At 65.8% G+C, this 26344-nt stretch carries 21 protein-coding genes, 1 pseudogene and 1 riboswitch; of the genes and pseudogenes, 15 read left to right on the top strand and 7 right to left on the bottom strand.

Annotation, left to right across the window (positions count from 1 at the left end):
- The first annotated feature begins 77 nt into the window (after positions 1-77).
- The 9 genes from K2O50_RS02955 (at position 78) to K2O50_RS02915 (ending at position 9437) form a co-directional block, all read left to right on the top strand.
- Positions 78-1598, top strand: coding sequence for an aldehyde dehydrogenase family protein (locus K2O50_RS02955; RefSeq protein ID WP_050707143.1), 1521 nt, complete (start codon positions 78-80; stop codon positions 1596-1598).
- A 215-nt stretch (positions 1599-1813) separates the two neighbouring features.
- Positions 1814-3262, top strand: coding sequence for an ethanolamine permease (eat, locus tag K2O50_RS02950; protein WP_028690369.1), 1449 nt, complete (start codon positions 1814-1816; stop codon positions 3260-3262).
- Positions 3263-3311: 49 nt separating this feature from the next.
- Positions 3312-4706: an ethanolamine ammonia-lyase subunit EutB gene (locus K2O50_RS02945; protein ID WP_050707144.1), complete on the top strand. Its 1395-nt coding sequence runs from the start codon at positions 3312-3314 to the stop codon at positions 4704-4706.
- Positions 4707-4714: 8 nt separating this feature from the next.
- Complete coding sequence (eutC, locus tag K2O50_RS02940) at positions 4715-5533, top strand: ethanolamine ammonia-lyase subunit EutC (RefSeq protein ID WP_050707145.1); 819 nt, start codon at positions 4715-4717, stop codon at positions 5531-5533.
- 107 nt (positions 5534-5640) lie between these two features.
- Positions 5641-6099, top strand: a complete 459-nt coding sequence (locus K2O50_RS02935) for a GNAT family N-acetyltransferase (RefSeq protein ID WP_028690317.1) — start codon at positions 5641-5643, stop codon at positions 6097-6099.
- Between the two features lie 351 nt (positions 6100-6450).
- Complete coding sequence (locus K2O50_RS02930) at positions 6451-7098, top strand: DedA family protein (RefSeq protein ID WP_050707161.1); 648 nt, start codon at positions 6451-6453, stop codon at positions 7096-7098.
- A gap of 7 nt (positions 7099-7105) precedes the next feature.
- A complete protein-coding gene (locus tag K2O50_RS02925) occupies positions 7106-7921 on the top strand; it encodes a zinc-dependent peptidase (protein WP_050707146.1) in 816 nt (271 codons plus the stop codon).
- A gap of 92 nt (positions 7922-8013) precedes the next feature.
- On the top strand, positions 8014-8541 hold the full coding sequence (gene ppa / locus K2O50_RS02920; protein WP_050707147.1) for an inorganic diphosphatase: 528 nt from the start codon (positions 8014-8016) through the stop codon (positions 8539-8541).
- A gap of 197 nt (positions 8542-8738) precedes the next feature.
- Positions 8739-9437 (top strand): XRE family transcriptional regulator, encoded by a 699-nt coding sequence (locus tag K2O50_RS02915; protein WP_050707148.1) that lies wholly within the window; start codon positions 8739-8741, stop codon positions 9435-9437.
- 247 nt (positions 9438-9684) lie between these two features.
- On the opposite strand, the gene K2O50_RS02910 is transcribed toward K2O50_RS02915, so the two are convergent.
- On the bottom strand, positions 9685-12615 hold the full coding sequence (locus K2O50_RS02910; RefSeq protein WP_156329672.1) for a TonB-dependent receptor: 2931 nt from the start codon (positions 12613-12615) through the stop codon (positions 9685-9687).
- A 170-nt stretch (positions 12616-12785) separates the two neighbouring features.
- Here K2O50_RS02910 and K2O50_RS02905 point away from each other — a divergent pair, with 170 nt between their 5' ends.
- A complete protein-coding gene (locus tag K2O50_RS02905) occupies positions 12786-13325 on the top strand; it encodes a sigma-70 family RNA polymerase sigma factor (protein ID WP_050707150.1) in 540 nt (179 codons plus the stop codon).
- Positions 13318-14250 carry a FecR family protein gene (locus tag K2O50_RS02900; RefSeq protein WP_050707151.1) on the top strand — a complete coding sequence of 311 codons (933 nt, stop codon included), beginning with the start codon at positions 13318-13320 and terminating at the stop codon, positions 14248-14250. The genes K2O50_RS02905 and K2O50_RS02900 overlap by 8 nt, the downstream gene beginning before the upstream one ends.
- 194 nt (positions 14251-14444) lie before the next feature.
- Here K2O50_RS02900 and K2O50_RS02895 read toward each other — a convergent pair whose 3' ends face one another.
- The 3 genes and pseudogenes from K2O50_RS02895 to K2O50_RS02885 all read right to left on the bottom strand — a co-directional run.
- The gene (locus tag K2O50_RS02895; protein ID WP_050707152.1) at positions 14445-15245 is read right to left on the bottom strand and encodes a nucleotidyltransferase domain-containing protein; all 801 of its coding nucleotides are present in this window, start codon (positions 15243-15245) and stop codon (positions 14445-14447) included.
- A 39-nt stretch (positions 15246-15284) separates the two neighbouring features.
- Positions 15285-16490 (bottom strand): RtcB family protein, encoded by a 1206-nt coding sequence (locus tag K2O50_RS02890; protein ID WP_050707153.1) that lies wholly within the window; start codon positions 16488-16490, stop codon positions 15285-15287.
- Positions 16491-16529: 39 nt separating this feature from the next.
- Positions 16530-17438, bottom strand: a pseudogene (locus K2O50_RS02885) (slipin family protein); the annotation flags it as partial.
- Between the two features lie 1227 nt (positions 17439-18665).
- Between K2O50_RS02885 and rtcR the strand changes: the two are divergent.
- Positions 18666-20249, top strand: a complete 1584-nt coding sequence (rtcR, locus tag K2O50_RS02880) for an RNA repair transcriptional activator RtcR (RefSeq protein WP_050707154.1) — start codon at positions 18666-18668, stop codon at positions 20247-20249.
- A gap of 36 nt (positions 20250-20285) precedes the next feature.
- Positions 20286-20427, top strand: a riboswitch (FMN riboswitch).
- Positions 20428-20507: 80 nt separating this feature from the next.
- Positions 20508-21158, top strand: coding sequence for a 3,4-dihydroxy-2-butanone-4-phosphate synthase (gene ribB, locus K2O50_RS02875; protein WP_050707155.1), 651 nt, complete (start codon positions 20508-20510; stop codon positions 21156-21158).
- 62 nt (positions 21159-21220) lie between these two features.
- Here ribB and K2O50_RS02870 read toward each other — a convergent pair whose 3' ends face one another.
- The 3 genes from K2O50_RS02870 to K2O50_RS02860 are packed head-to-tail and all read right to left on the bottom strand — an operon-like array spanning position 21221 to position 24954.
- Complete coding sequence (locus K2O50_RS02870; protein ID WP_050707156.1) at positions 21221-22414, bottom strand: SGNH/GDSL hydrolase family protein; 1194 nt, start codon at positions 22412-22414, stop codon at positions 21221-21223.
- A 1-nt stretch (position 22415) separates the two neighbouring features.
- On the bottom strand, positions 22416-23552 hold the full coding sequence (locus tag K2O50_RS02865; RefSeq protein ID WP_050707157.1) for an SGNH family hydrolase: 1137 nt from the start codon (positions 23550-23552) through the stop codon (positions 22416-22418).
- Complete coding sequence (locus K2O50_RS02860; protein ID WP_050707158.1) at positions 23539-24954, bottom strand: MBOAT family protein; 1416 nt, start codon at positions 24952-24954, stop codon at positions 23539-23541. Before K2O50_RS02860 ends, K2O50_RS02865 begins: the two co-directional genes overlap by 14 nt.
- A 220-nt stretch (positions 24955-25174) precedes the next feature.
- On the opposite strand from K2O50_RS02860, the gene K2O50_RS02855 reads away from it, so the two are divergent.
- Positions 25175-25417 (top strand): exodeoxyribonuclease VII small subunit, encoded by a 243-nt coding sequence (locus K2O50_RS02855; protein WP_028690287.1) that lies wholly within the window; start codon positions 25175-25177, stop codon positions 25415-25417.
- The gene (gene ispA / locus K2O50_RS02850; protein WP_050707159.1) at positions 25414-26301 is read left to right on the top strand and encodes a (2E,6E)-farnesyl diphosphate synthase; all 888 of its coding nucleotides are present in this window, start codon (positions 25414-25416) and stop codon (positions 26299-26301) included. The genes K2O50_RS02855 and ispA overlap by 4 nt, the downstream gene beginning before the upstream one ends.
- Positions 26302-26344: the final 43 nt, after the last annotated feature.

The following is a 26344-nucleotide window of genomic DNA, read 5'->3' as shown; positions in this document are numbered from 1 at the left end:
GGACCTCCAGGCGCTGGCCCGACCTTTGCTCTACGCTAGGAAACTCCGCAACAATCACAACGACCAGGAGACACACCATGCGTTACGCACATCCCGGTACCGAGGGCGCGAAGGTTTCCTTCAAGAGCCGCTACGGCAACTACATCGGTGGTGAGTTCGTTCCTCCGGTAAAGGGTGAGTACTTCACCAACACCTCACCGGTGAACGGCCAGCCGATCGCCGAGTTCCCCCGTTCCAGCGCCGAAGACATCGAAAAGGCCCTCGACGCCGCCCATGCCGCCGCCGACGCCTGGGGCCGCACCTCGGTGCAGGACCGCTCCAACGTCCTGCTGCGCATCGCCGACCGCATCGAGCAGAACCTCGAACTGCTGGCCATCACCGAAACCTGGGACAACGGCAAGCCGATCCGCGAAACCCTCAACGCCGACATCCCGCTGGCGGTCGATCACTTCCGCTACTTCGCCGGCTGCATCCGCGCCCAGGAAGGCGGCGCCGCCGAGATCAACGAAACCACCGTGGCCTACCACATCCACGAGCCGCTGGGCGTGGTCGGGCAGATCATCCCGTGGAACTTCCCGCTGCTGATGGCCGCCTGGAAGCTGGCCCCGGCCCTGGCCGCCGGCAACTGCGTGGTGCTCAAGCCCGCCGAGCAGACCCCGCTGGGCATCACCGTGCTGCTGGAGCTGATCGGCGACCTGCTGCCCAAGGGCGTGCTCAACGTGGTCCAAGGCTATGGCCGCGAGGCCGGTGAAGCCCTGGCCACCAGCAAGCGCATCGCCAAGATCGCCTTCACCGGCTCCACCCCGGTCGGCGCGCACATCATGAAATGCGCGGCCGAGAACATCATCCCGTCCACCGTCGAGCTGGGCGGCAAGTCGCCCAACGTCTACTTCGAGGACATCATGCAGGCCGAGCCTGCGTTCATCGACAAGGCCGCCGAAGGCATGGTGCTGGCGTTCTTCAACCAGGGCGAGGTGTGCACCTGCCCGTCGCGCGCCCTGGTGCAGGAGTCGATCTACCCGCAGTTCATGGAAGTGGTGATGAAGAAGGTCCTGCAGATCAAGCGCGGCGACCCGCTGGACACCGACACCATGGTCGGCGCCCAGGCATCCCAGCAGCAGTTCGAGAAGATCCAGTCGTACCTGAAGATTGCCCAGGAAGAAGGCGCCGAGCTGCTGACCGGCGGCAAGGTGGAGCAACTCGAAGGTGCGCTGGCCAGCGGCTACTACATCCAGCCGACCCTGCTCAAGGGCAACAACAAGATGCGTGTGTTCCAGGAAGAGATCTTCGGCCCGGTGGTCAGCGTCACCACCTTCAAGGACGAAGCCGAGGCCCTGGCCATCGCCAACGACACCGAGTTCGGCCTCGGTGCCGGCGTGTGGACCCGCGACATCAACCGCGCCTACCGCATGGGCCGCGGCATCAAGGCCGGCCGCGTGTGGACCAACTGCTACCACCTGTACCCGGCGCATGCCGCGTTCGGTGGCTACAAGAAGTCCGGCGTCGGCCGTGAAACCCACAAGATGATGCTCGACCACTACCAGCAGACCAAGAACCTGCTGGTGAGCTACGACATCAATCCGCTGGGCTTCTTCTAAACAGGCCCCAGGGGCTGCTGCGCAGCCCTTTCCGGCCGGTCCGGCGCCCCGGCGAGGCCGCTCCTACAGAAACAACGCGATCCCATGTAGGAGCGGCCTTGTGCCGCGAAAAGGCCGCAAAGCGGCCCCAAAGGCTCTGGCTCGCTTCCTGCAGTAAAAATCACCAAGGGCCGGCAGTCCCTCCGGCAACCTAAGAAAAACAACAGGTGAACCCTATGCCAAGCGATCATTCCGGCAGCGCGCCGGCGAGTTCCTCCGTCGACTTCGAAAAAGTCGGATCGGACTATTTCCAGCAACGTGAACTGAAAAAAGGCGCCGCCGGCTGGGTCCTGCTGGTGGGCCTGGGCGTGGCCTATGTGATCTCCGGTGACTACGCCGGCTGGAACTTCGGCCTGGCCCAGGGCGGCTGGGGCGGCATGTTCCTCGCCACCCTGCTGATGGCCACCATGTACCTGTGCATGTGCTTCTCCCTGGCGGAACTGTCGTCGATGATCCCCACCGCCGGCGGCGGCTACGGCTTCGCCCGCAGCGCTTTCGGCCCTTGGGGCGGCTTCCTCACCGGCACGGCGATCCTCATCGAATACGCCATCGCCCCCGCGGCCATCGCCGTGTTCATCGGTGCCTACTGCCAGTCGCTGTTCGGCATCGGCGGCTGGATGATCTACCTGGCCTTCTACATCGTGTTCATCGGCATCCACATCTTCGGGGTCGGCGAGGCACTGAAGCTGATGTTCATCATCACCGCCGTCGCCGCCATCGCCCTGGCGGTGTTCCTGATCGGCATGGTGCCCCATTTCGATGCAGCCAACCTGTTCGACATCGCCAAGACTGACGCAGTCGGTGCGAGCAGCTTCCTGCCGTTCGGCTATGTCGGCGTGTGGGCGGCCATTCCCTACGCGATCTGGTTCTTCCTCGCGGTCGAGGGCGTGCCGCTGGCCGCCGAAGAGACCAAGAACCCGAAACGCGACCTGCCCCGCGGCCTGATCGGCGCGATGCTGGTGCTGCTGGCCTTCGCCCTGCTGATCCTGGTGGTCGGCCCCGGCGGCGCCGGTTCCGAAGCCCTGAAAGCCTCGGGCAACCCGCTGGTCGAGGCACTGTCCAAGGCCTACGGCGGCTCCACCTGGATGGGCGGCTTCGTCAACCTGGTGGGGCTGGCCGGTCTGATCGCCAGCTTCTTCTCGATCATCTACGCCTATTCGCGGCAGATCTTCGCGCTTTCCCGTGCCGGCTACCTGCCCCGCAAGCTGTCAGAAACCAACAAGAGCAAGGCCCCGGTGCTGGCCCTGGTGATCCCCGGCATCATCGGCTTCGCCCTGTCGCTGACCGGCCAGGGCGACCTGCTGATCCTGGTGGCGGTGTTCGGCGCCACGCTGTCCTACGTGCTGATGATGGCCGCGCACATCACCCTGCGCATTCGCCGCCCGAAAATGGAGCGTCCGTACCGCACCCCCGGCGGCATCTTTACCTCGGGCGTGGCCCTGGTGCTGGCCTGCATCGCCGTGGTCGCCGGGTTCCTGGTCGATCCGCGGGTGGTGATTGGCGCTGCGGTGATCTATGCAGTATTAATTGCCTACTTTGCTTTCTACAGCCGTCACCACCTGGTGGCCGGTACCCCGGAAGAGGAATTCGCCGCGATCCAGAAGGCCGAAGAGGCCCTGCACTGATCGCCGACTTGCGCCGCAGGCCAGGCCTGCGGCGCCCTGGAGATTCTGTATGGCAAGTTTCACGCATACGGTGGGCCACCAGGTCTACCGCTTCGACAGCCTCAAAGAGGTCATGGCCAAGGCCAGCCCGGCGCGTTCAGGCGACTACCTGGCGGGAGTCGCCGCCAGCAACGACGGCGAGCGGGTGGCGGCGCAGATGGCCTTGGCCAACATCCCGCTCAAGCACTTCCTCAACGAGGCGCTGATTCCCTATGAAAAGGACGAAATCACCCGACTGATCGTCGACAGCCACGACCAGCAAGCTTTCGCTCCGGTCAGCCATCTGACCGTCGGCGGGCTGCGCGACTGGCTGCTCAGCGAGCAAGCCGACGAGCACAGCCTGCGCGCCCTGGCGCCGGGCCTGACGCCGGAAATGGCGGCGGCGGTGTCGAAGATCATGCGCGTGCAGGACCTGGTGCTGGTGGCGCAGAAGATCCGCGTGGTCACCGCCTTTCGCGGCACCATGGGGCTGCGCGGGCGGCTGTCGACGCGCCTGCAGCCCAACCACCCGACCGACGAGCCGGCCGGCATCGCCGCGAGCATCCTCGACGGTCTGCTATACGGCAACGGCGACGCCATGATCGGCATCAACCCGGCCACCGACAGCATCGCCTCGATCTGCGCGCTGCTGGAGATGCTCGACGCGATCATCCAGCGCTACGACATTCCCACCCAGTCCTGCGTGCTGACCCACGTCACCACCTCGATCGAGGCGATCAACCGTGGCGTGCCACTGGACCTGGTGTTCCAGTCCATCGCCGGCACCGAGGCGGCCAACGCCGGCTTCGGCATCAACCTCAACGTGCTCCAGGAAGGCTACGAGGCGGGCCTGTCGCTCAAGCGCGGCACGCTCGGACAGAACCTGATGTACTTCGAGACCGGCCAGGGCAGCGCGCTGTCGGCCAACGCCCACCACGGCGTCGACCAGCAGACCTGCGAGACCCGCGCCTACGCCGTGGCCCGCCACTTCAAGCCGTTCCTGGTCAACACCGTGGTCGGCTTCATCGGCCCGGAATACCTGTACAACGGCAAGCAGATCATCCGTGCCGGCCTCGAAGACCACTTCTGCGGCAAGCTGCTGGGCGTGCCGATGGGCTGCGACATCTGCTACACCAACCACGCCGAAGCCGACCAGGACGACATGGACACCCTGCTGACCCTGCTGGGCGTGGCCGGGATCAACTTCATCATGGGCATTCCCGGCTCCGACGACATCATGCTCAACTACCAGACCACCTCGTTCCACGACGCGCTCTACGCGCGCCAGACCCTGGGCCTGAAGCCCGGGCCGGAATTCGAGGCGTGGCTGGAGCGCACCGGCATCTTCACCCAGGCCGACGGCCGCATCCGCTTCGGCGACAACCTGCCGCCGGCCTTCCGCCAGGCCCTGGCGCAGCTGGCCTAGAGGTGACCATGGAACGACACACACCCACTCCGGACAATCCCTGGCTGGCCCTGCGCAACCTCACCCCGGCGCGCATCGCCCTGGGCCGCACCGGCATCAGCCTGCCGACCGGCGCCCAGCTGGACTTCCAGTTCGCCCACGCCCAGGCCCGCGATGCCGTGCACCTGCCGTTCGACCACGTCGGCCTGCGCCAGCAGCTCGGCGAGCGCGGCCGCGACAGCCTGCTGCTGCACAGCGCCGCCAGCGACCGCCACCAGTATCTGCAACGCCCGGACCTTGGCCGGCGCCTGCACGAGGACTCGGCCCAGCGCCTGCGCGAGCATGCCCAGGCCAACCCCGGCGGCGTCGACCTGGCGATCGTCGTCGCCGACGGTCTGTCGGCGCTGGCCGTGCACCGCCACACCCTGCCCTTCCTGAGCCGTTTCGAGGAGCAGGCCGCCGCCGATGGCTGGACCAGCGCCCCGGTGATCCTGGTGGAGCAAGGCCGGGTCGCGGTGGCCGACGAAGTCGGTGAGCTGCTTGGCGCACGCATGACAGTGATGCTGATCGGCGAACGCCCGGGCCTGAGTTCTCCCGACAGCCTGGGGCTGTATTTCACCTATGCGCCCAAGGTCGGCCTGACCGACGCCTACCGCAACTGCATTTCCAACGTGCGCCTGGAAGGCCTGAGCTATGGCATGGCCGCCCACCGCCTGCTGTACCTGATGCGCGAAGCGTGCCGACGCCAGTTGTCGGGGGTGAATCTGAAGGACGAAGCAGAGGTCCATAGTATCGACAGTGAAGAAACCGCCGGAAAAAGCGGAAACTTCCTGCTCGGTGAAGGGTAAACAACATGTCACGGAAGGCGGATTGCGCTTCTGGCCTGCTTTAGGCAGCATGCCAGAGGACGCTGCAGGCAATCCGCCGTACCCCCAATGGACTCAGAGGCCCGCCCATGCGCATCATCCAGGCAACCTTGGAACACCTCGACCTGCTCACCCCGCTGTTCGTGAAATACCGTGAGTTCTATGGGCAACTGCCTTACCCGGACAGTTCGCGGGCCTTTCTCGAGAAGCGCCTCAAGCGCAAGGAGTCGATCATCTACCTGGCCCTGCCGGATGACGGTGACGACCGCCTGCTGGGCTTCTGCCAGCTCTACCCGAGCTTCTCCTCGCTGTCGCTCAAGCGCGTGTGGATCCTCAACGACATCTACGTGGCCGAGGACTCACGACGCATGCTGGTGGCCGACAACCTGATGCGCGAAGCCAAGAAGATGGCCAAGCAATCCAACGCCGTGCGCATGCGCGTGTCCACCAGCAGCGACAACGAAGTGGCGCGCAAGACCTATGAATCCATGGGGTTTCGCAAGGACACCGAGTTCGAGAACTATATCTTGCCGATCAGTCAGGATTGATGCCTGGCGCACTTGTGCTCTCTGTGGGAGCGGCCTTGTGTCGCGATGGGCCGAGCAGCGGCCCCGACGGTTTTGCATGATGTCGACATTTTGGGGGCCGCTGCGCGCCCCATCGCGACACAAGGCCGCTCCTACAGGAACCGCGTGACAGCAGACTCATCCTTTGCAAGCCCAATTACCCCGTCGTAACGCTCCGCTACAAACTCTCCGGGCACAATCCGGACTTCGCCGTATAATCCCCCTCCTGTCATGTGCGAAAAGTTACCCGCCTAGCCGGTAAACCGTCCCCAACCATGGCGCTGTCCGTCATCGCGCGCCCGTAGACGCGGGTCAAGAACACAGGTGCTGTACATGGATTTCAACCCGCTGGACCTCATCCTGCATCTCGATGCCTACCTCGATCTGCTGGTCAACAACTACGGCCCCTGGATCTACGCCATCCTCTTCGCCGTGATCTTCTGCGAGACCGGCCTGGTGGTCATGCCATTCCTGCCGGGCGACTCGCTGCTGTTCATCGCCGGCGCCGTGGCCGCCGGTGGCGGCATGGATCCGGTGCTGCTGGCCGGCCTGCTGATGGCCGCAGCAATCCTCGGCGACAGCACCAACTACGTGATCGGGCGCACGGCTGGCGAACGCCTGTTCCGCAACCCCAAATCGAAGATCTTCCGCCAGGACTACCTGCAGCGCACCCACGAGTTCTACGAGCGCCACGGCGGCAAGACCGTCACCCTGGCGCGCTTCCTGCCGATCCTGCGTACCTTCGCGCCGTTCGTCGCCGGCATCGCCCACATGCACTACCCGCGCTTCCTCGCCTTCAGCGTGGCCGGTTCGCTGCTGTGGGTCGGCGGCCTGGTGACCCTGGGCTACTTCTTCGGCAACGTGCCGTTCATCAAGCAGCACCTGTCGCTGATGGTGGTCGGCATCATCATCCTGTCGCTGGTGCCGATGATCCTCGGCCTGCTGCGCGGTCGCTTCGGCCGCACGGCCAAGGCCCACTGACCGGCGCATGTGGTCGTTCAGCGCCTGGCGCCGCCGGCGCACCCTGGCCCGTTATCCAGTCGACCCACGCATGTGGCAGGTGATCCGCGATCGCCTGCCGCTGCTGGACGGCATCAGCGACGAGGAAGACCGCTGGCTGCGTGAAGCCAGTGTGCTGTTCCTGCACGACAAGCACCTGACCACCCTGCCGGGCGTCGAGCTGGACGACGAGCAGCGCCTGTTCCTCGCCGCCCAGGCCCAGCTGCCGCTGCTGCACCTGGGCGAGCTGAACTGGTACCAGGGCTTCCACGAGATCATCCTCTACCCCGATGACTTCAAGAGCCCCCAGCGCCATCGCGACGCCAGCGGTGTCGAACATGTCTGGGACGCCGAGCACAGCGGCGAGGCCTGGCAACAGGGCCCGGTGATCCTGGCCTGGCCCGGGGTCCTGGCCAGCGGTGGCTGGGAAGCCTACAACCTGGTGATCCACGAACTGGCGCACAAGCTGGACATGCTCAACGGCGATGCCAACGGCCTGCCGCCACTGCACCACGGCATGCGTGTCGAGGACTGGGCCCAGGCCATGCAGCAGGCCTATGACGCGATGAATCGCCAGCTCGATGCCGACCCCGACGCCGAAACGGCCATCGATCCCTACGCCGCGGAGAACCCGGCCGAGTTCTTTGCCGTCACCAGCGAATACTTCTTCAGCGCCCCCGATCTGCTGCACCAGGCCTGGCCGCAGGTCTACCAGCAGCTGTCGCTGTTCTATCGCCAGGATCCGCTGAAGCGCCTGATGCACCTGCAGGCCGAACATCCGGACTACCGCGAAAGCCACGCCTGAACGCCCGCACATCAGGCCGGGCGTGGCACCCACCGTGGGAATGTGCCTATAATCGCCGCCACTTTTTTGATCAAACACGGGGGCATTGCCCAATGAGCTACAGCAAGATTCCAGCCGGCAAAGACCTGCCGAACGACATCTACGTCGCCATCGAAATCCCGGCCAACCACGCGCCGATCAAGTACGAGATCGACAAGGACAGCGATGCCCTGTTCGTCGACCGTTTCATGGCCACCCCGATGTTCTATCCGGCCAACTACGGCTATATCCCCAACACCCTGGCCGACGACGGTGATCCGCTGGACGTGCTGGTCGTGACTCCGTACCCGGTCGCTCCAGGCGCAGTGATCCGCGCTCGTCCAGTCGGCGTGCTGAACATGACCGACGACGGCGGCGGCGATGCCAAGGTCATCGCTGTTCCACACGACAAGCTGAGCCAGCTGTACGTCGACGTGAAGGAATACACCGACCTGCCAGCCCTGCTGATCCAGCAGATCGAGCACTTCTTCGCGAACTACAAGGATCTCGAGAAGGGCAAGTGGGTCAAGATCGAAGGCTGGGAAGGCGCCGACGCCGCCCGCGCCGCGATCACCAAGTCGGTCGCTGCCTACAAGGGCTGAGCCTGACACAAGAAAAGCCCTGCTTCGGCAGGGCTTTTTTATGGGCGCTCGCCAAGGGAAATCGCCCTTCGAATAGGCATAAAAAGAGACCTCTCACGCGATCCTAGGCATTGCCCTACAAACCGCTACGTTTCCTACAAATTTCCTCGACATCGGGTTGATTTCCACACCGTTCGAGGGCCTATAGACTCGGCACCATGAAAACATCCGGTGACCGTCTCAAGGCCCTCCTGCTGGAGTGCAACCTGACCCCCTCCGACTTTGCCGCCCAGCGCAAGGTCTCGTCGCAGCACGTCAACAACTGGTTCAAGCGCGGCGTGCCCCAGGCCCGGCTCGATGAAATTGCCGACCTGTTCTGCGTGCGCAGGCGCTGGCTGCGCAGTGGCGAGGGACCGAAGCATCCGACACCCCTGGCTCCCGCGACATCGGCGGCGCCAAACCTGGCGCTGCCACCGCCGCTGCAGGCCCTGGACACGGACCTGACCCACCTGCCACTGCACCAGGTGCGCGATGGCAAACTGCAGGTGCTGCCAGGGCACTACCAGCCGATACCCCGGCGAGCCTTGGAGTGGGTGCAGGTCAACGCGGAAAAGGCCATCTGCCTCGGCATGCCAGGCAATAACATGGCCCCGCTGCTGCCCCAGGGTGCCCTGCTGGCCATCGACCGCGGCTGCACCCGGGTGGTTGAAGGCGAATGCTACGCCCTGCTGCACAACGGCCGCCTGCGCGTGCAGCACCTCACCCTTGGCCACAACGGCACCCTGTGCCTGCACAGCCATGACCGCCTCAACCACCCCAGTGAACGCTATACCGCCTATCAGCGCCGGGTGCAGAACCTGGAAATCCTCGGCTGGGTGTTCTGGTGGTCAAGCCTGCGCCCGGCACGCCCCGGCTGAAACACCACTTTTTGCTGGGCATGCGCCGCGCACACGGGTATGCTACGCCGCACATCATGCCCCCTGATGGTGCAAGCCGCATTCCAGAGGGCCTGGCGACGCCTCACACAGCCGTCCGCCATCTTTTTCAGGCCATGTTGCCAACCGTTTAAGGCGGTTGCGGCTTATCAAAAATGAGCCAAGACCGTCCCCGAGAAGCCGGCCACAAGCCGGCTTTTTAATGCCTGGCGAAAAGTCGGGCGCCCCCTCAGAAGCGCGCCACCATCCCCACCCGCCAGGTCCGTCCCGGTGCCGGCATGAAGCTCTGCGCCAGCGGATCCAGGTAGTAGCGGTCGGTCAGGTTCTGCACCGACACATTCAACTCGGTGTGCTCCAGCAGCTTGTACTTGAGGAACAGGTCGAACAACGCCACCGAGCGGTAGTCGATCTGCGGCGTGGTCGCGCCGGTCTGCCAGGGTTTGTCCATCTGCGCGGTCGGTCCCGAGCTGTAGGTCATGCGCCCGCCCACGGTCAGTGCCTCGTCGAAGAAGCGCATCCCGCCAAGCAGGTTGGCCGAGAAGCGTGGCGGGTTCTGGGTGTTGGTGTACGAGCCCATGTAGCTGCCCGACGTGCAGTCCGGGGTGTCCTGGGTGCGCTGGTAGCGATTGGCGCTGGCGCGCAGCTTGGCAGCGAAGGCCGCGTCGCAGGTCTCGGTCATCAGGTAGTAGGTGGCCGAGAGGTCGGCGAACACGCGCCCGGCATCGTAGTGCGACTGCAGTTCCAGGCCACGGGTGTGGAAGCTGTCGGTGTTGCTGAAGGTCATCTGCCCCCACAGGCCCGGGCTCGGGTCGTAGTAGCGGGTGATGTAGTTCTTGATGTCGTTGTCGAACCAGGCCAGCTTGGCCGACGCCTCGTCGCCCGCGGTCAGCAGGTCGCTGCGCAAGGCACTCACGCCCACTTCCCAGCTGCGCGAACGCTCGGGCTTGAGGTGCTTGCCCGGGGTGACCTGCTGGGTGCCCTGGCTGGTCTCGAACAGCGACGGCAGGCGCAGGCCCTCGGTGTAGGAGGCGTAGACGAAGGTGTCCGGGAGGAACTCGAAATTGATGCCGAAGGCCGGTGCGAAGCCACCGCCGCGGCTCTTGCCCTGCGGGGTGTAGGCGTAGCCGGTGACCACATTGCTGACACCTTCGGGATGAACCTCCACGTTGGTCGCGCCGGACTCGTTGAACGGCACGCCATTGAACGGCTCGTTGCTGTTCTCGAAGACGATGCCGTTGTTCAGGCGTGGATCGGTGGCGTCGGTGTACTGGCCGTTCTGGTCGGGGAACCACATCATGCTGCCCCAATGCCCCGGGCTGCTGGCGGTGATCCAGCGCATTTCCCGCTCCTCGCGGCGCGCCTCGGCCAGCACGGTGTTGTCCTTGGTCTGGTAGTGGGCATAGCGGCCGCCGCCCCACAGCGTCAGTGTTTCAGTGGGTTTGTATTCCAGGTTGCCGTTGAAGCTGAACTCCTGACGCGAGGCGTCGCGCAGCATGCGGTTGGCGTTGATGTCGTGCTGGGTGGAGACCACGTTGCTTTGCGGCTGGAGGTCCTCGAGCTGGAACGCGCCGCCCAGGTCGAGCTTGAAATCGCCATGGGCGGTGGTGAAGCGCGACACGTTGTTCAGGTCGCCGCCGATGCGGCGGTTGTCCTGGCGGGACCAGGCGCGATCGGTACGGTACAGCTGCGACTTGGGCGCCATCCAGGCCGCGCTCAAGGTACTGGTCTTCGAGTCGGTCATCCACAGCCTGCTGCTGAGGTCCACCCACGGATTGCCCTCGGGCAGGTAGTGATAGCGGGCGGTGTAGGTGTCGATCTGGATTTCGCTGGTGGGGTACTGGTAGATACCGGCGGTGCCGTAGCGGAAGATGTCCGACGGCATGATCTCGCCCATGTGTCCGTCGAAGCGGCGGTAACCCAGGTCCAGGGTATGGTCGTCGGCCAGCCGCCAGGTGGTCTTGAGCAGGTAGGAGTCGGTCTCGGACGACGAGTTGAGCACCTCCTCGCCGGCGTTGTAGGTGTTGGCGACGCTCGGCTGTTCGTCACCGTCGCGGTCGTAGAGCCGGTAGCGGTCCTGGCCCTTCTTGCCGGAAAAGTAGTTGCCCTGGTTGCGGTGCGCATAGGCCGCCACCAGGTCGAAGCGTTCGTGGGAGTAGCCAAAGGCGGCGCTGCCGGACTCGGCCTTGGAGCCGAACAGGCTGCCGCGTTCGTCGCGTGGCACCGCGCTCAGGTCCTCGTCCCTGGAGTTGCGGTTGCGGTGCTCGGGCTCCACACCGTTGTTCCACAGGTTGCCGGTCAGGCGCACGCCGACATCCTTGCCATCGACCAGGATGTCATCGACGCCGATGGTCTTCATCTCCACCGAGCCGCCGATTGCGCCCGAGCGGGTACTGGGGCCCTTGTTCACAGTGACGCTGCTGATCAGGTCGGGGTCGATGTAGCTGCGCTGCTGGGTGCCGCCGTAGCCCCGGTAGACATCCACCGCCTGCTCCGAACCATCGACCCTGACCGCTACCCGGCTCTGCCCCTGGATGCCGCGAATGTTGACGTCCAGCGCGCCGCCGTTGCGGCTGTCGCCCACCTGCACGCCGGCCACGCCCTTGAGCATGTCGCCCACCGAGACGGTGCTGAAGCGGTCGAGGTCTTCACGCGACAGGTGCACCGTCGAGCGTGGCGCGCGATAGGTGTCGCGCTGTGGGTCAAGCAGCTCGCTGGCCGCGACCATGGTCGGCGTCAGCTCCGTCGCTGTCGCTGATGCCTGGGCCTGCGGGATAAGGATGTACGCGCCCCGCGAGTTCGCCAGCAGTTGCAGGCCACTGTTGGCCAGCAGACGCCGGGCCCCCTCCTGCACGGTATAGCGGCCCTTGAGCGCCGGCGCCGCGCGGCCGCGAGTCAGCTCGGGGTCATAGGACAGCAGCAGCCCTGATTGGCTGGCAAACACGCCCAGCGCGGTGCCCAGCGGGCCCTTGGCGATGTCGTAGTCGCGCAGCGTGGCATCGTCGAGCCGGGTGGACGCCACGGCCGGGGACTCGGCGGCCTGGGCCAGGGTCGAAGCCGTGCCCATCAGGCAGCCGAGCATCGCGCAACGCACGGCGAAGCTGATCGGGGACAAGCGTTGCGAAGGACGCGAAACAGGGGGGAGCCGACGGATTGCGGGCATGCTTTTCTCGCTCGTGAGGTCAGTGCCCGGCACTCGATGCGGGCTTGCACCCCTTCTGTCGCATGACGGCGAAAAAGGTATATGCGTGCGATTCGCATTTTCACTTGATCTTGTGATTTAACCAAATCTAGTGATAATTGTTTGCATTTACACCCTGACGCCTCCCAGCCATGACCCTTTTCAAGACCCCGCCCCAGCCCGCCGAACACTGCGCCGTCACCACGCTGTACATCGAGCACCACGCCTGGCTGCGCGGCTGGCTGGCGTACCGGTTGCGCTCCTGGGGGCGCGGCGTGGCCGACGACCTGGCCCAGGACATCTTCGTGCGCGTGCTCGCCAGCCGCGACAGCAACCAGCCCGACACCCTGCGCCAGCCACGCGCCTACCTGACCCGCATCGCCAACTGCGTGCTGGTCAGCTGGCGCCGTCGCCATTCGCTGGAGCAAGCCTGGCTCGAGGCGCTGGCGCTGGTGCCCGAGGCGCTGCAGCCATCCCCGGAACAGCAGAGCGTCATCCTCGAGACCCTGCACGAAATCGACGCGGTGCTCGACGGCCTGCGCCCACGGGTCAGGCAGGCGTTCCTGATGGCCACCCTGGACGGCATGAAACAGAAAGACATCGCCCAGAACTTGAACATCGCGCTGCCGACGGTGAAGAAGTACATCCATGAGGGCTACATGGCCTGCCTGAGCCGGATGCCCGATGAGTGACCAGCCCGCCATTGCCCAGGCCGTGCTCGCCGAGGCCGCCGCCTGGTTGCTGCTGATGCAGGAAGGCGCGCTGACGCCGGCGCAACAGCTCGAACTGGAGCGCTGGCGGCGCCGCGACCCGGACCACGAACGTGCCTGGAAGCGTGCCCAGCGCCTGCTGACCCGCCTCGGCACCCTGCCGCCGACCCTCGCCCGGCAAACCCTGGTTCGTCCGCAGGACAGCAGCCGGCGCACCGTGCTGCGTGGCCTGCTGGTGCTGATCGGCGCGGCCCCGCTGGGCTGGTGGGCATGGCGACAGACCCGGGAAGGAGTCGACTACCAGACCGCAGTGGGCGAGCGCCGCGAGCTGTTGCTGAGCGATGGCACCCAGGTCACCCTCAACAGCGACAGCGAGCTGCGAGTGCTGTATTCGGCCGGGGAACGTCTGCTGCACCTGCGCCGTGGCGAGGTGTACATCGTCACCGCGGCGGACCCATCGCGACCGTTGCGGGTGCGGACCGAGCACAGCCTGATGCAGGCGCTGGGCACCCGCTTCAGCGTGTATCAGCGCCCTCGCGAGACCCAGCTCGCGGTCTTTGAAGGCGCCGTGCGTGTCACTCCCAAGGCCGGCAGTGGCACCGTGATTCACGCAGGCTCGCAGGTGCGCTTCGACCGCGACCGGCTCGGCCTGGTGGAAACCGCCCGCGACACCCAGCTGGCCTGGCGCAGGGGTTTGCTGGTGGTCGACGACATGCCGCTATTGCAGTGGGCCCAGGAATTGATGCGCTACAGCGACCAGCGCCTGGTCTGTGACCCGGCCGTGGCCGAGTTGCGGGTCTCCGGCAGCTTCCCGGTCGATGACCTGCCACTGGCCCTGGCCATGCTGAGCGAGAGCCATGGCCTGCGCGTGCGCGCCGAAGCCGGCGGGATGTTCATCAGTCGCTGAAATATCCACATGCTTGCACAGCAGTGCATGGGAGATCGCCCAGGAAACTGTACCTCTGTGGGAGCGGGCTTGTCGGACCGCCGCACCGCCGCGAACACCGGCGGAGCCGGTGCCATACACCGCACTGGATGCTCCGCGGGTAAACCCGCTCCCACAGGATCTCGCTAAGTCAATGAGTTTACGTGTTTACCCAGTCATGCAGGGTACTTGTGCACGGTCTCCCGCAGAAACCCATCCAGCAAGCCGCTGTCACCCCGTATCACCGGCACCTCCCGCGCCTCATCAGCCCGTGCCAGCTCGGCCTCGATGAACTCGTGCAACACCTCATCCCGCGGTCCGTGCTCGGCCTCGCCACTGCGGCGCTTCACAGCCAGCAGCGCGTCGATCGCCGCCTGCAGCCGCGGGTCATCGACGGTACGCGCCATCAGCGCGGCGAACGCCGTCGGCGGCATGCCCAGGCCCTGGTCGATCCAGCGCACCGCCAGCAACGGCCGCAGCACATACAGGTACTTCTTGAAGCGCACCGTCTCGCCCATCAGGTAGCCGCGCAGGTTCTTGCGTGCCATCGACAGGTAGTGGTGGCGCACCGCGCGCGGCGAGTAGAAAGCCTCGCCCAGCTCGCGCAAACGCCCGGTAGCTTCGGCGTCGGCACGGTACACCAGCGGCGAGCCCAGCCACTCGAGCAAGCTCGGGTTGGCGCCGCGCATCAGGCGCAAGGTCTTGCGCAGCTCCCAGCCGCTGATGTCCAGCTCGTCGCTCAGCGGCCGCTCGATCACATCGCGAGGCTCGTCCGCCCGCAGGTACCAGTCATTGCGCGGCACATAGACAAAACGCACATCGTAATCGCTGTCCGGCGAAGCGAAGCCCCAGGCACGGCTGCCGGACTCGCAGGCATAGAGCACGGTCACCTCGTGCTCACGCTCGATACGTTGCAATTCATCGAGCACCCGGGCGCGCATGGCCTCGGGCAATGGGTGGGGGTCGCCCTGATACATGTCTTCGTTCCTTGTACAGGGCGCCATATGGCGCCCATTTCAACCTTTCACGCACACCACCTGACGCAGGGTATGCACCACTTCGACCAACTCCCGCTGGGCCTGCATCACCGCATCGATGTCCTTGTAGGCCATCGGGATCTCGTCGATCACATCCTTGTCCTTGCGGCACTCCACATGGGCGGTGGCGCGCTGCTGGTCCTCGACGGTGAAGCGGCTCTTGGCCTTGGTACGGCTCATCACCCGGCCCGCGCCATGGCTGCACGAGCAGAACGCCTCCTCGTTGCCCAGGCCACGGACGATGAAGCTCTTGGCGCCCATGGAGCCGGGGATGATGCCCAGCTGGCCCTTCTGCGCCGACACCGCGCCCTTGCGGGTCACCAGCACCTCACGGCCGAAGTGCTGCTCCTTCTGCACATAGTTATGGTGGCAGTTGACCGCCTCGAGGCTGGCCTCGAACGGTTTGCCCAGCACCTTGCGGGTGGCGGCGACCACCGCCTGCATCATCAGCTCGCGGTTGTGCCGGGCGAAATCCTGCGCCCACTCGACCGCCTCGACATAGTCGGCGAAGTGCCGGCTGCCTTCCTCGAAATACGCAAGGTCCCGATCCGGCAGGTTGACCATGTGCTGGCGCATGTCGGCCTGGGCCAGTTCGATGAACAGGTTGCCGATGGCATTACCCACACCGCGCGAGCCGCTGTGCAGCATGAACCAGACCCGGTCGGCCTCGTCCAGGCAGACTTCGATGAAGTGGTTGCCGCCACCCAGTGTCCCCAGGTGCTGGCGGTTGTTGGTCTTCTCCAGCCGCGGGTGCTTGTCGGTGATCGCCTTGAAGCGCCCGGCCAGGCCGCTCCATACCTGGTCGGCCTGGTTCGGCACAGTGTCCCAGGCGCCCTGGTCGCGACGGCCGAAGGTCTTGCCATGGGGCACGGCCTTTTCGATGGCCGTGCGCAGGCCGTGCAGGTTGTCCGGCAGGTCGCGGGCGTGCAGCGAGGTGCGCGCGGCGATCATGCCGCAGCCGATGTCCACGCCCACCGCCGCCGGGATGATCGCGCCCACGGTGGGGATCACGCTGCCGATGGTCGAGCCCTTGCCCAGGTGCACATCCGGCATCACCGCCAGGTGCTTGAAGATGAACGGCATCTTCGCCGTGTTCATCAGCTGCTTGCGGGCGTCGTCCTCGACCGGCACACCGTCGGTCCACAGTTTGATCGGCTTGCCGCCCGCCACTTCGAGTATGTTCATTGCCTTGTTCCTTGTTGCGCTACGTCGTGTCGCAAAGGGTCAACCCGCCTTGAGGCTGACCATTCCATTCAATACCTGATCCAGGCCACCGAACACCGAAATCCGGTCGATGCGCTCGGCCACCCGCTCCAGGGTTTCCAGCTCCTTCAGGCGCAGGGCCGTCGGGTTGCCTTCCATCACCTTGGCGGTGTTGAGCAGCGAACGGGTCGCCTGGGTTTCCTCACGGCGCCGGATCACGTTGGCCTGGGCGGCCTTTTCCGCCTCCACCACCTGCGCCAGCAGGGTCTTCATTTCGCCCGGCAGGATGATGTCGCGCAGCCCGAGGCTGCCCACCTCCAGGCCACTGCCCGGCAACTGCGCCTGCAGGTGCTCGGTAACGCTGTCGTCGATCAGTTGCTTGTTCTCCAACAACTCATCGAGCGTCCGGGTGCCCACTGCCGCACGCAGACCGAACTGCAGCTCGCGGTACAGGTGCTCAACCGGCTTGCTCATCTGCCCATGGGCACCGAGCACGTCGGTATAACGCCAGTTGGCCACCAGGCTCAGGCGCAGGTTGACCTTGTCGCGGGTGAGAATCTCCTGGCCGCTCACCTCCAGTGCCTGCAGGCGGGTGTCGACCATCTCTACCGCCACCTGGCTGCCGCAGCGCCAGTAGCCATGCTGCCCGGGCTCGAGCAACCCAACCACCACGCCGTCGATCTTCAGCACGCCGACATGGAAGGCCGGCACCAGCGCCAGCAGTACATGGTCCATGCCGGCGATACCCGGACGGTTCAGGCGGGTCACCAACTCGGCGTCCAGGCACTGGCCGTGGGTAAGGTCGAGACGCTGCAGTTCGTGCCTGGCCTGGTCTTTCCAGTAGGCGCGGCGGCTGTCCGGCGGCAGCACTTCTACCAGCTTGCCGTCCTCGAAGCGCAGCCCGACCTCATGCTCGCTCAGGTCCATGCACACCAGGTGCTGGTCCATGCCCCGGGCGAGCAACTCCCGTACGTTGACGTCCGAAACCGGACGACGCGTATCCACCGTGTCCACCACCACCTGGGCGCCGCAGCGCCAGAAGCCGTGCTGCCCGGCCTGCAGCAGGTCGACCACGACACCGTCGATGCGCAGCACACCGACGCTGAAGGTCGGCACCGTCACCAGCAGCACGTTGTCCATGCCGGCGATTCCCGGTTTGTTCAGGCGCGCCAGCAGCTCGGTGTCCAGGCGCCGCCCCTGGGCCAGGTCGATCCGCGTCACGCTCTGCCGGGTCTGGCCTTTCCATTGCAGGCGGCGGCTGTCAGCTGCCAGCAGTTCCTTCAACTGACCATCCTCGAAACGCAGGCCCACTTCGTTTTCGGCCATGTCCAGGGTAAGGAAATACTGCTCGACCAACGCCAGCTCATGTTGGCGCAGATAGCGCTCGAGGGGATAGTCGTGCAGCGGGGAATCCTGGGGGCAGGTCTTCAGCGTCAGCCGCCCCTGCCAATCGAAACGCTTGTACTGGCCCGGCTCGAGGATCGCCTCGAAATCGCCATCGTTCAGCAACAGGCCGTGTTCGTTCTTCTTCACTACAAAGCGCTTCAACATGTTCATCTTGCTCATCCTTTGTTCAATGTCCTTGGTTGCCGGTGGTCGCCAACCCAGCGGGCGTCGCGAGCGAAGCCTGGCGGAGTCCGGGGCCGGGAACCTTGCTCCAGCGGCCACCATCGTTGCGCCAGGCCCGGCCGGCGAGCCGGGTGGGCCAGCGGTGGGCCAGGCGTCCTTCGCAGTGACGGGCCGTCCTGGCCCTGCTTGCGTTGCCTGTGCCCCACCGGCGGGTGTTGCGGTTACAGCTACCTTAGGAGGGTAGTGCCGGGGCGTTGCCCGGCGAGCGTCTGCGCCTGCCTTTCCAGGGGCCCAGCGCAGCAATGACCGGTCGTTGCGGCGGCGGCATGCACGACACCGACACCTGAAGGTGGGTACGTGCACCGGCGGGGGGTTCCCCTGTCCCGAGGGCCTGCCTGGCGATGCGGTCGAGAGGGTTATTGCGAGCGGCGTGCCAGGTTTTCATTCGGCACTGATGAAATTATCTAAATAATTGTTTTATATAGATTTATTTTTGTCTGATTAACGCGCGTACAGTTCAAATGACACGTGAACATTCAGATTTTCGTATACCATCAGATACCAATTTATCTTCAAGGATAATCAAGGATGAGCAAGCCACTCGTCGCCATCGGCTTCCTCGGCACCACCCTCGACCGCAACGGCAAGGGCGCCGCACGCTGGAACAGCTGGCGACCGACCATCGGCCTGTGCCAGCAAGCCGACCTGCCCCTGGACCGCCTGGAACTGATCCACGGCCCCAGCGCGCGCGACCAGAGCCTGGCCGACCGCATTCGCGGCGACATCCAGCAGGTCTCGCCCGGCACCGAGGTGCGCCTGCACCCGCTGGCGCTGCGCAACCCGTGGGACTTCGAGGAGGTCTACGGCGCCTTGCACGACTTCGCCAGCGGTTACAGCTTCGACACCGAGCACGAGGACTACCTGGTGCACATCACCACCGGCACCCACGTCGCGCAGATCTGCTGGTTCCTGCTCACCGAGGCGCGCTACCTGCCGGCGCGCCTGGTACAGACCTCGCCCTCGCGCAAGCAGGACGAAAACAGCGACCCGGCCGGCATCGCCACCCTGATCGACCTCGACCTGTCGCGCTATGACCCGATCGCCTCGCGCTTTCGCCGCGAGCAGGTCGAGGGGCAGTCGCTGCTCAAGTCCGGCATCGCCACGCGCAACCCGGATTTCAACCGCACCATCGAACAGATCGAGCGGGTCGCCCTGCGCTCGAAGGCCCCCATGCTGCTGGTCGGCCCGACCGGCGCCGGCAAGTCGTTCCTGGCCCGCCGCGTCCATGAGCTCAAGCGCGGGCGCCATCAGCTGGGCGGACGCTTCATCGAAGTGAACTGCGCCACCCTGCGCGGCGACGGCGCCATGTCGACCCTGTTCGGCCACGCCAAGGGCGCCTTCACCGGCGCCCAGAACGCCCGCGACGGCCTGCTGCGCGCCGCCGACGGCGGCATGCTGTTCCTCGACGAGATCGGTGAACTGGGCGCCGACGAACAGGCCATGCTGCTCAAGGCCATCGAGGAAAAACGCTTCTTCCCGCTGGGCGCGGACCGCGAAGTGGAAAGCGACTTCCAGCTGATCGCCGGCACCCACCGCGACCTGCGCGCCAAGGTCGCCGACGGCTCGTTCCGCGAGGACCTGTTCGCCCGCATCAACCTGTGGACCTTCGCCCTCCCGGGCCTGGCCGCACGCCGCGAGGACATCGAGCCGAACCTCGATTTCGAGCTGCAGCGCCATGCCCGCGAACAAGGGCGCCAGGTGCGCTTCAACCTCGAGGCCAAGCGCCGCTACCTGGCCTTCGCCCATGCCGGCGAGGCCCGCTGGGCCGGTAACTTCCGCGAGCTGTCGGCGTCGATCACGCGCATGGCGACCCTGGCCGACAGCGGGCGTATCGATGAGGAAATGGTCGAGGAAGAGATTGCCCGGCTGCGCTATGCATGGGGCCTGGAGTCGGCCAGCGAGCCACTTTTGGCCGACCGCGCACTCGACCTGTTCGACCAGGTGCAGTTGCAGGCGGTCATCGAGGTCTGCCGCCGCGCCCCGAGCCTGTCCGAGGCCGGGCGTCAGCTGTTCGCGGTATCGCGCCAGGAGAAGGCCAACCCCAACGACGCCGACCGCCTGCGCAAGTACCTGGCGCGCTTCGGGCTGGACTGGCAACAACTAAAGTCGTAGGGCTTGCCAGCCCGCTGGCACAGTGCTGTATGCTTGGCCGGTCTTCAGGGCGGGGTGAAAGTCCCCACCGGCGGTAAATCGAAAGATGAGCCCGCGAGCGCCCCGGCCATGCCGGGGGTCAGCAGACCTGGTGAGATTCCAGGGCCGACGGTCATAGTCCGGATGAAAGAAGGCGTTTGGCAGGGGCCGTCCGGGCGCCCCTGCGCGCGCATTTTGTTCGCCCCGAGACGTTCATCGATCATTCACGAGGAGCGTTTCATGTCCACCATGCACCACAAGCAATTCCCCAATGTCAGCGCCGCCATCACCGCCTTCCAGGCCGGGCGCCCCGTGCTGCTGCTTGACGACGACGACCGCGAGGACGAAGCCGATATCGTCGCCGCCGCCGAGAACCTGTCGCTGCAGACCATGGCCATGATGATCCGCGATTGCAGCGGCATCGTCTGCCTGTGCCTGGACGAAGCCACCGTCGATGCCCTGCAGTTGGCGCCGATGGTGCAGAACAACCAGGCCCGTCATGGCACCGGCTTCACCGTCACCATCGAGGCCGCCGAAGGGGTCAGCACCGGCGTGTCGGCACAGGACCGCATCACCACCATCGAAGCCGCGCTGCGCTCGACCGCGCAGGAACGTCATATCGTAAGCCCAGGCCATGTGTTTCCGCTGCGCGCCCGCGATGGCGGCGTGCTGACCCGTCGCGGCCACACCGAAGGCTCGGTGGACCTGGCCCGCCTGGCCGGCCTGCGCCCGGCGGCGGTGCTGTGCGAACTGATGAACCCCGACGGCAGCATGGCCCGCGGCGAGCAGGTGGCGGTGTATGCCCGCCAGTACAACCTGCCGGTACTGACCATCGAGGAACTGGCGCGCTATCGCGAGGCGATGGTCGAGCTGCAGGCCGAGCCGGCCTGATACCTGAGCAAGCCCGCCCCGATCACCGTGGGAGCGGGCTTGCCCCGCGATGAGGCCAGGCCTCAACGCAACCCCAACGGCCCCTTCAGAAACTCATACAACCCCGCCGCACTCTTGCGATAGCCATCAGCCGTCAGGTGCACCAGATCCGGCCGCGCCAACCCACCCGCCTGCCAGCCGGCGATCGAGCATGGCCCGCCCATGAACCCCTGCCAATCCCAGAACAGCGCCTTGTGCTTGTGCGCCATCTGCTTCTGGATACGGATCACCGAGGCCAGCGGTTGGGGCTGGCGCGCCGCACAGCTGCGCGCCTTGCGCTGCTTGATCGAGTCCGGCGGCCCGACCAGCAGGATCGCCGCCTGCGGCAGGTCCTTGCGCAGGCCCGTGAGGGTCGCGTCCAGTTGCGTCTGGTACAGCGCCAGGTCGAGCTTGTCATCGAACGCTTCGTTGGTGCCGTAGGCCAGGATCACCAGGTCAGGCCGTACGGCCTTGAGGCTGTCGCGCCAGCCCGGTTGCCACTTGTCCACCACGTCCAGGCGCGCACCGTTGATACCCAGCGCCGAGTAGGTCACCCCGGCATTCTTCTGCCCCTGGATGTACCAGGCACCCAAAGCGACACCCCGGCCGCCCTCGACACTCAGCTGCACCGGCAGGCCGACATTGGCGTAGGCCGGGCTGAAGCGCCACTGGCCATTGCTGGCCGGCAGCACGCGGCGCTGGCCGCCATTGACGAAGAGGCTGGCGCTGGCGCTCGACTGGTACAGCGCCGAGACCTTGTAGCGCTGGTGGTCCTCGTCCCGCGCCTGAAGCACCACACTGGCGCGATTGGCCAATGGCAGCGACAGATAGCCCCCCAGCGGGAACTGCTGACTCTGCTGGTTACGCGCTGACACCAGCTCCCACTGGCGCTTCTCGCTCTTGATGATCACCCGGTCGTTGCGGATTCCCGGCACCGGCGAAGCCGGCACCAGGCCGATGCCGCCATCGCCGTAGCGCGCCTGCAACAGCTTGCGCAGCTCGCCGCTGAACAGGTCGGCAGCAGTGTGCGAGTCACCCAGCTGGACGATGGCAACCGGCGCCCGGCCAGCGTTGCGCAGCTTGCCGGCGAGCAAGGCGAGGTTGCCGTCCTGGCGGGCGGCTGGCGCGGCGGCGGGCCGGGCCGTGGGCTGGGCGCTCACGCTGTTGGCGCCGGTACTGCAACCCGGCGCGGCGCTGATCAGCAGGGCCAGGCCCAGCAGGTGATGCCATTGGCGCATCTCAATGTCCTGTAACGGTCAGGCCCGGGAAGCTGATCAGCGACAGAACCTGTTCGGCGATCATCTTCTGGCCTGTGATGGTGAAATGAATACCGTCGTCGACCCGCACCTTGACCCGCTTGCCCTGTGGTGTCTGCACCGTATACGAGAAGTTGGCGTCGGCGTAGCCGAGGATCGGATTGGCCGACACGTAGTGCTGGCCGAACAGCGCGGTCTGCTCCTGGTAGAGCCCGCTGAGGTAGCCCATGGCCGTGGACAGTCGCGCCTTCTCCATGTTCGGCGGCCCGACCCAGATCACCTGCACGTTGTGCGCGCGGGCCTGCTCGAGGATCGAATCGATGCGGGCGCGGTAGGCGAGCTCCCACTCCGGCGACTTGAAGCGCAGGAACGGCTTGCCCTTGCCCTGGGGCATGTCCCAGGGGTCGTTGGGGCCGAGGAACACCACCATCAGGCGCACGTTGGGTTCGTGATCGAGGGTGTCGGCCACGGTCTTCGGCCAGTTGAAGAAGCCCGGGTAGGCAAGGCCGGTGCTCTGCTTGCTGAGGTTGACGGTACGGATCTGGTAGCGCTTGCGCAGGCTGTTGGCCAGGTGCGGCGCCACGCCCTGCATCAGCGAGTCGCCGACCAGGAACACTTCGTCGCCAGCGGCCAGCGAAGCCACGGTACCCGGCTGCAGCAACGCGGGTGCAGGCGCGGGCGGCGCAGGCTGGGCGACAACGACGGGGGCTGGCGCATGAAGCGGCGCAGGCGTCGGCTGCACATGCGCCGGCGTCGACACTGGTGGCAACGGTTTGGCCACGGCCGCCGGGGTTTCCAGATCGACCGTGACCACCGGCAGCGGTGCGGGCAGCACCTCGACCGCCGGCCCCTCGGCCAGTTGCGGCGCGGGCAGCAACTGCTCAAGCAGGTCATCGCGCTGCGCTTCCAGCATCGCCGTCAGCTGCGCCCCCACGCGCCAGGCAGGCATCTGGCCCAGCAGCGGTATCTCGCAGCTCTGGTGGTACTTCTGCTGGCAGTAGAGCTTGATCGAGTCCTGGTTCAGCCAGAACAGCAACGCGGTGGTGACCACGATCGCATACAAGCCACGGGCGGCGCCCATCTGCACCTGGAACAGCTGTTTGCTATCAGAAGCTTGCATAGATGAACCCCGGCACGCCCGACTGCGAAGCGAAAATCACCAACGACACACCGACCCCGAGCGGGATCGGATACAGCTGCCACGGCAGACGCTGGAACAGCGCGCCACTCTGGCGCAACAGCGCCAGCCACTGTGGATAACTGGCCACGAACAGCACGCAGGCCAGCAGCATCAAGCCCGTGGTGCTGTTCAGCCCCGCCAGGCTCAGCTGGCCGATGTCGCCGAGCATCTCCAGCGCGCCGTCCAGCGTCGGGCTGCGGAAGAAGATCCAGGCGAAGGCCACGTAATGGAAGGTCATCAGGCGCGCCAGCAGGCCGCAGCCCGGCAGCCGGGCGAAGCCCGGAAACCACTGGCTGAACAGCTTGGAAATGGCCAGGCCGACACCATGCAGGGCGCCCCAGATGATGAAGTTCACGCTCGCCCCGTGCCACAGGCCGGACACCAGCATCGCCAGCAGCATGTTCAGGTTGCCGCGCCATACGCCCTTGCGGTTGCCGCCCAGCGGGATGTACACGTAGTCGCGGATGAAGCGCGACAGGCTGATGTGCCAGCGCCCCCAGAATTCCTTGAGGTTGTGCGCGGCGTACGGCGCATCGAAGTTGTCCGGCAGGCGAAAGCCCAGCAACAGGGCGATGCCGGTGACCAGATTGGTGTAGCCGCTGAAATTGAAGTAGATCAGCAAGCTGTAGCCGTACACGCTCAGCAGCACCTGCTCGGGGCTGGCGCTGCCCGGGGTGTCGAATACCGGGTCGACCCACTCGCTGCCCAGCCAGGCGCTGAGGAAGAACAGCTTGACCACCGCCATGGCGATCAGCCCCAGCGCCCGCTGCGGTTCCAGCACCTGGCGCATGGCCGGTGGGCGGATCTGCGGCAGCATGTGCAGCGCACGGTTGACCGGCCCGGCCACCAGGCTGGGGAAGAACGCCAGGTACAGGGCCAGGTCCAGCGGCGCCGCTGGCGCCAGCTCGCGGCGGTTGATCGACACCAGGTAGCTGACCGAATGGAAGGTGTAGAACGACAGCCCGATCGGCACCAGCACTTCCAGCAGCGGCAGCGACACCTCGAACCCGGCCGCCGCCAGGGCACCCTGGGCGCCGCCGACGAAGAACTCCTGGTACTTGAACAGGTAGAAGCAGCCCAGCACCAGAGTCAGCAGCAGCACACGGCTGAACCAGCGCCCGGGATAGCGCCCCGCCAGCAGGCCGAGCAGGTACACCAGCGCGCTGTAGCCCAGCAGGATATACAGCGACTGCAGGCTGAAGCTCGCCACCAGGCCATAGCTGGCGCTCAGCAGCAGCAGGTTCTGCAACCGCATGCTCCAGCACAGGCTCCAATAAAGCATGAAGAACAGCGTGAAACAGAGGCCGAATTCGATCGAGAGGAAGCTCACAACGTAGTCCATTACATGACGTCGGGAAGAAAGGTCTCTGACCCGCAGGCCAGAGCGCGCGGATTATGGCAGAGGCCCGTCACCCCCACAATTCGATTGCTTCGCGGATTGCAAGATGGCTCACACCGAACAAGTGCAACAAAATGCGACGAACGATAGGCCCATGCAATTTGCTCCCCCTGCCCCGCTCTGCTAGTGTCGCGCCGTTCTGAATGCCACCGAGACAGTCGCCATGGCCCGCAAAAAAACCTCCATCGATTTCGAACAATCCCTCGCCGACCTGCAAGCCCTGGTCGAACGCCTGGAGAACGGCGAACTGTCGCTGGAAGAGTCGCTGGCCGCCTTCGAGCAGGGCATCGCCCTGACCCGCGATTGCCAGGGTGCCCTGGCCCAGGCCGAGCAGAAGGTGCAGATCCTGCTGGAGCGTGACGGCGAGCTGGCCGCCCAGCCGTTCGACGCGGAGCCCGAGGCATGATCGCCCAGTACCAGCAGAGCGCCCAGGCACGGGTCGACGCCGCCCTCGAACCGCTGTTCCAGGCGCCGTCGAAGGAGCTCGAACGCCTCTACGCCGCCATGCGCTACAGCGTGATGAACGGCGGCAAGCGCGTGCGTCCGCTGCTGGCCTATGCCGCCTGCGAAGCCTTCGGCGTGCCGCCCGAACATGCCAACGGCGCGGCCTGCGCGGTGGAACTGATCCACGCCTACTCGCTGGTGCATGACGACCTGCCGGCGATGGACGACGACGACCTGCGTCGCGGCCAGCCCACCACCCACAAGGCGTTCGACGAAGCCTGCGCGATCCTCGCCGGCGACGGCCTGCAGAGCCTGGCTTTCAGCGCCCTGCTCGACTCGCGCCTGAGCCCGCAGGCCGACGCCATCCGCCTGCAGATGGTCCAGGCCCTGGCCAAGGCCGCCGGCCCCGCCGGCATGGTCGGCGGCCAGGCCATCGACCTGGGCTCGGTGGGCGTCAAGCTCGACCAGCAAGCCCTGGAATACATGCACCGGCACAAGACCGGCGCGCTGATCGAAGCCAGCGTCCGCCTTGGCGCCCTGGCCAGCGCCCGCGCCGATCAGGCCCAGCTCGATGCCCTGCAGACTTATGCACAGGCCATCGGCCTGGCGTTCCAGGTGCAGGACGACATCCTCGACGTCGAGAGCGACACCGCGACGCTGGGCAAGCGCCAGGGCGCCGACATCGCCCGCGACAAGCCGACCTACCCGGCGCTGCTCGGACTGGAGGCGGCCAAGGCCTATGCCCTGGAGCTGCGCGACCAGGCGCTGGCTGCGCTGCAAGGCTTTGACGAAAACGCCGAGCCGTTGCGGGCGCTGGCCCGCTACATCGTCGAACGCCGCCACTAAGACCTGACACATCCCCCCTGTAGGAGCGGCCTTGTGTCGCGAT

This window comes from Pseudomonas sp. 2hn, assembly GCF_019646095.1.
GTDB lineage: Bacteria > Pseudomonadota > Gammaproteobacteria > Pseudomonadales > Pseudomonadaceae > Aquipseudomonas > Aquipseudomonas peradeniyensis.
Note: the sequence above shows the minus strand (reverse complement) of the source record. Positions and strands in the feature narration are given on the sequence as shown.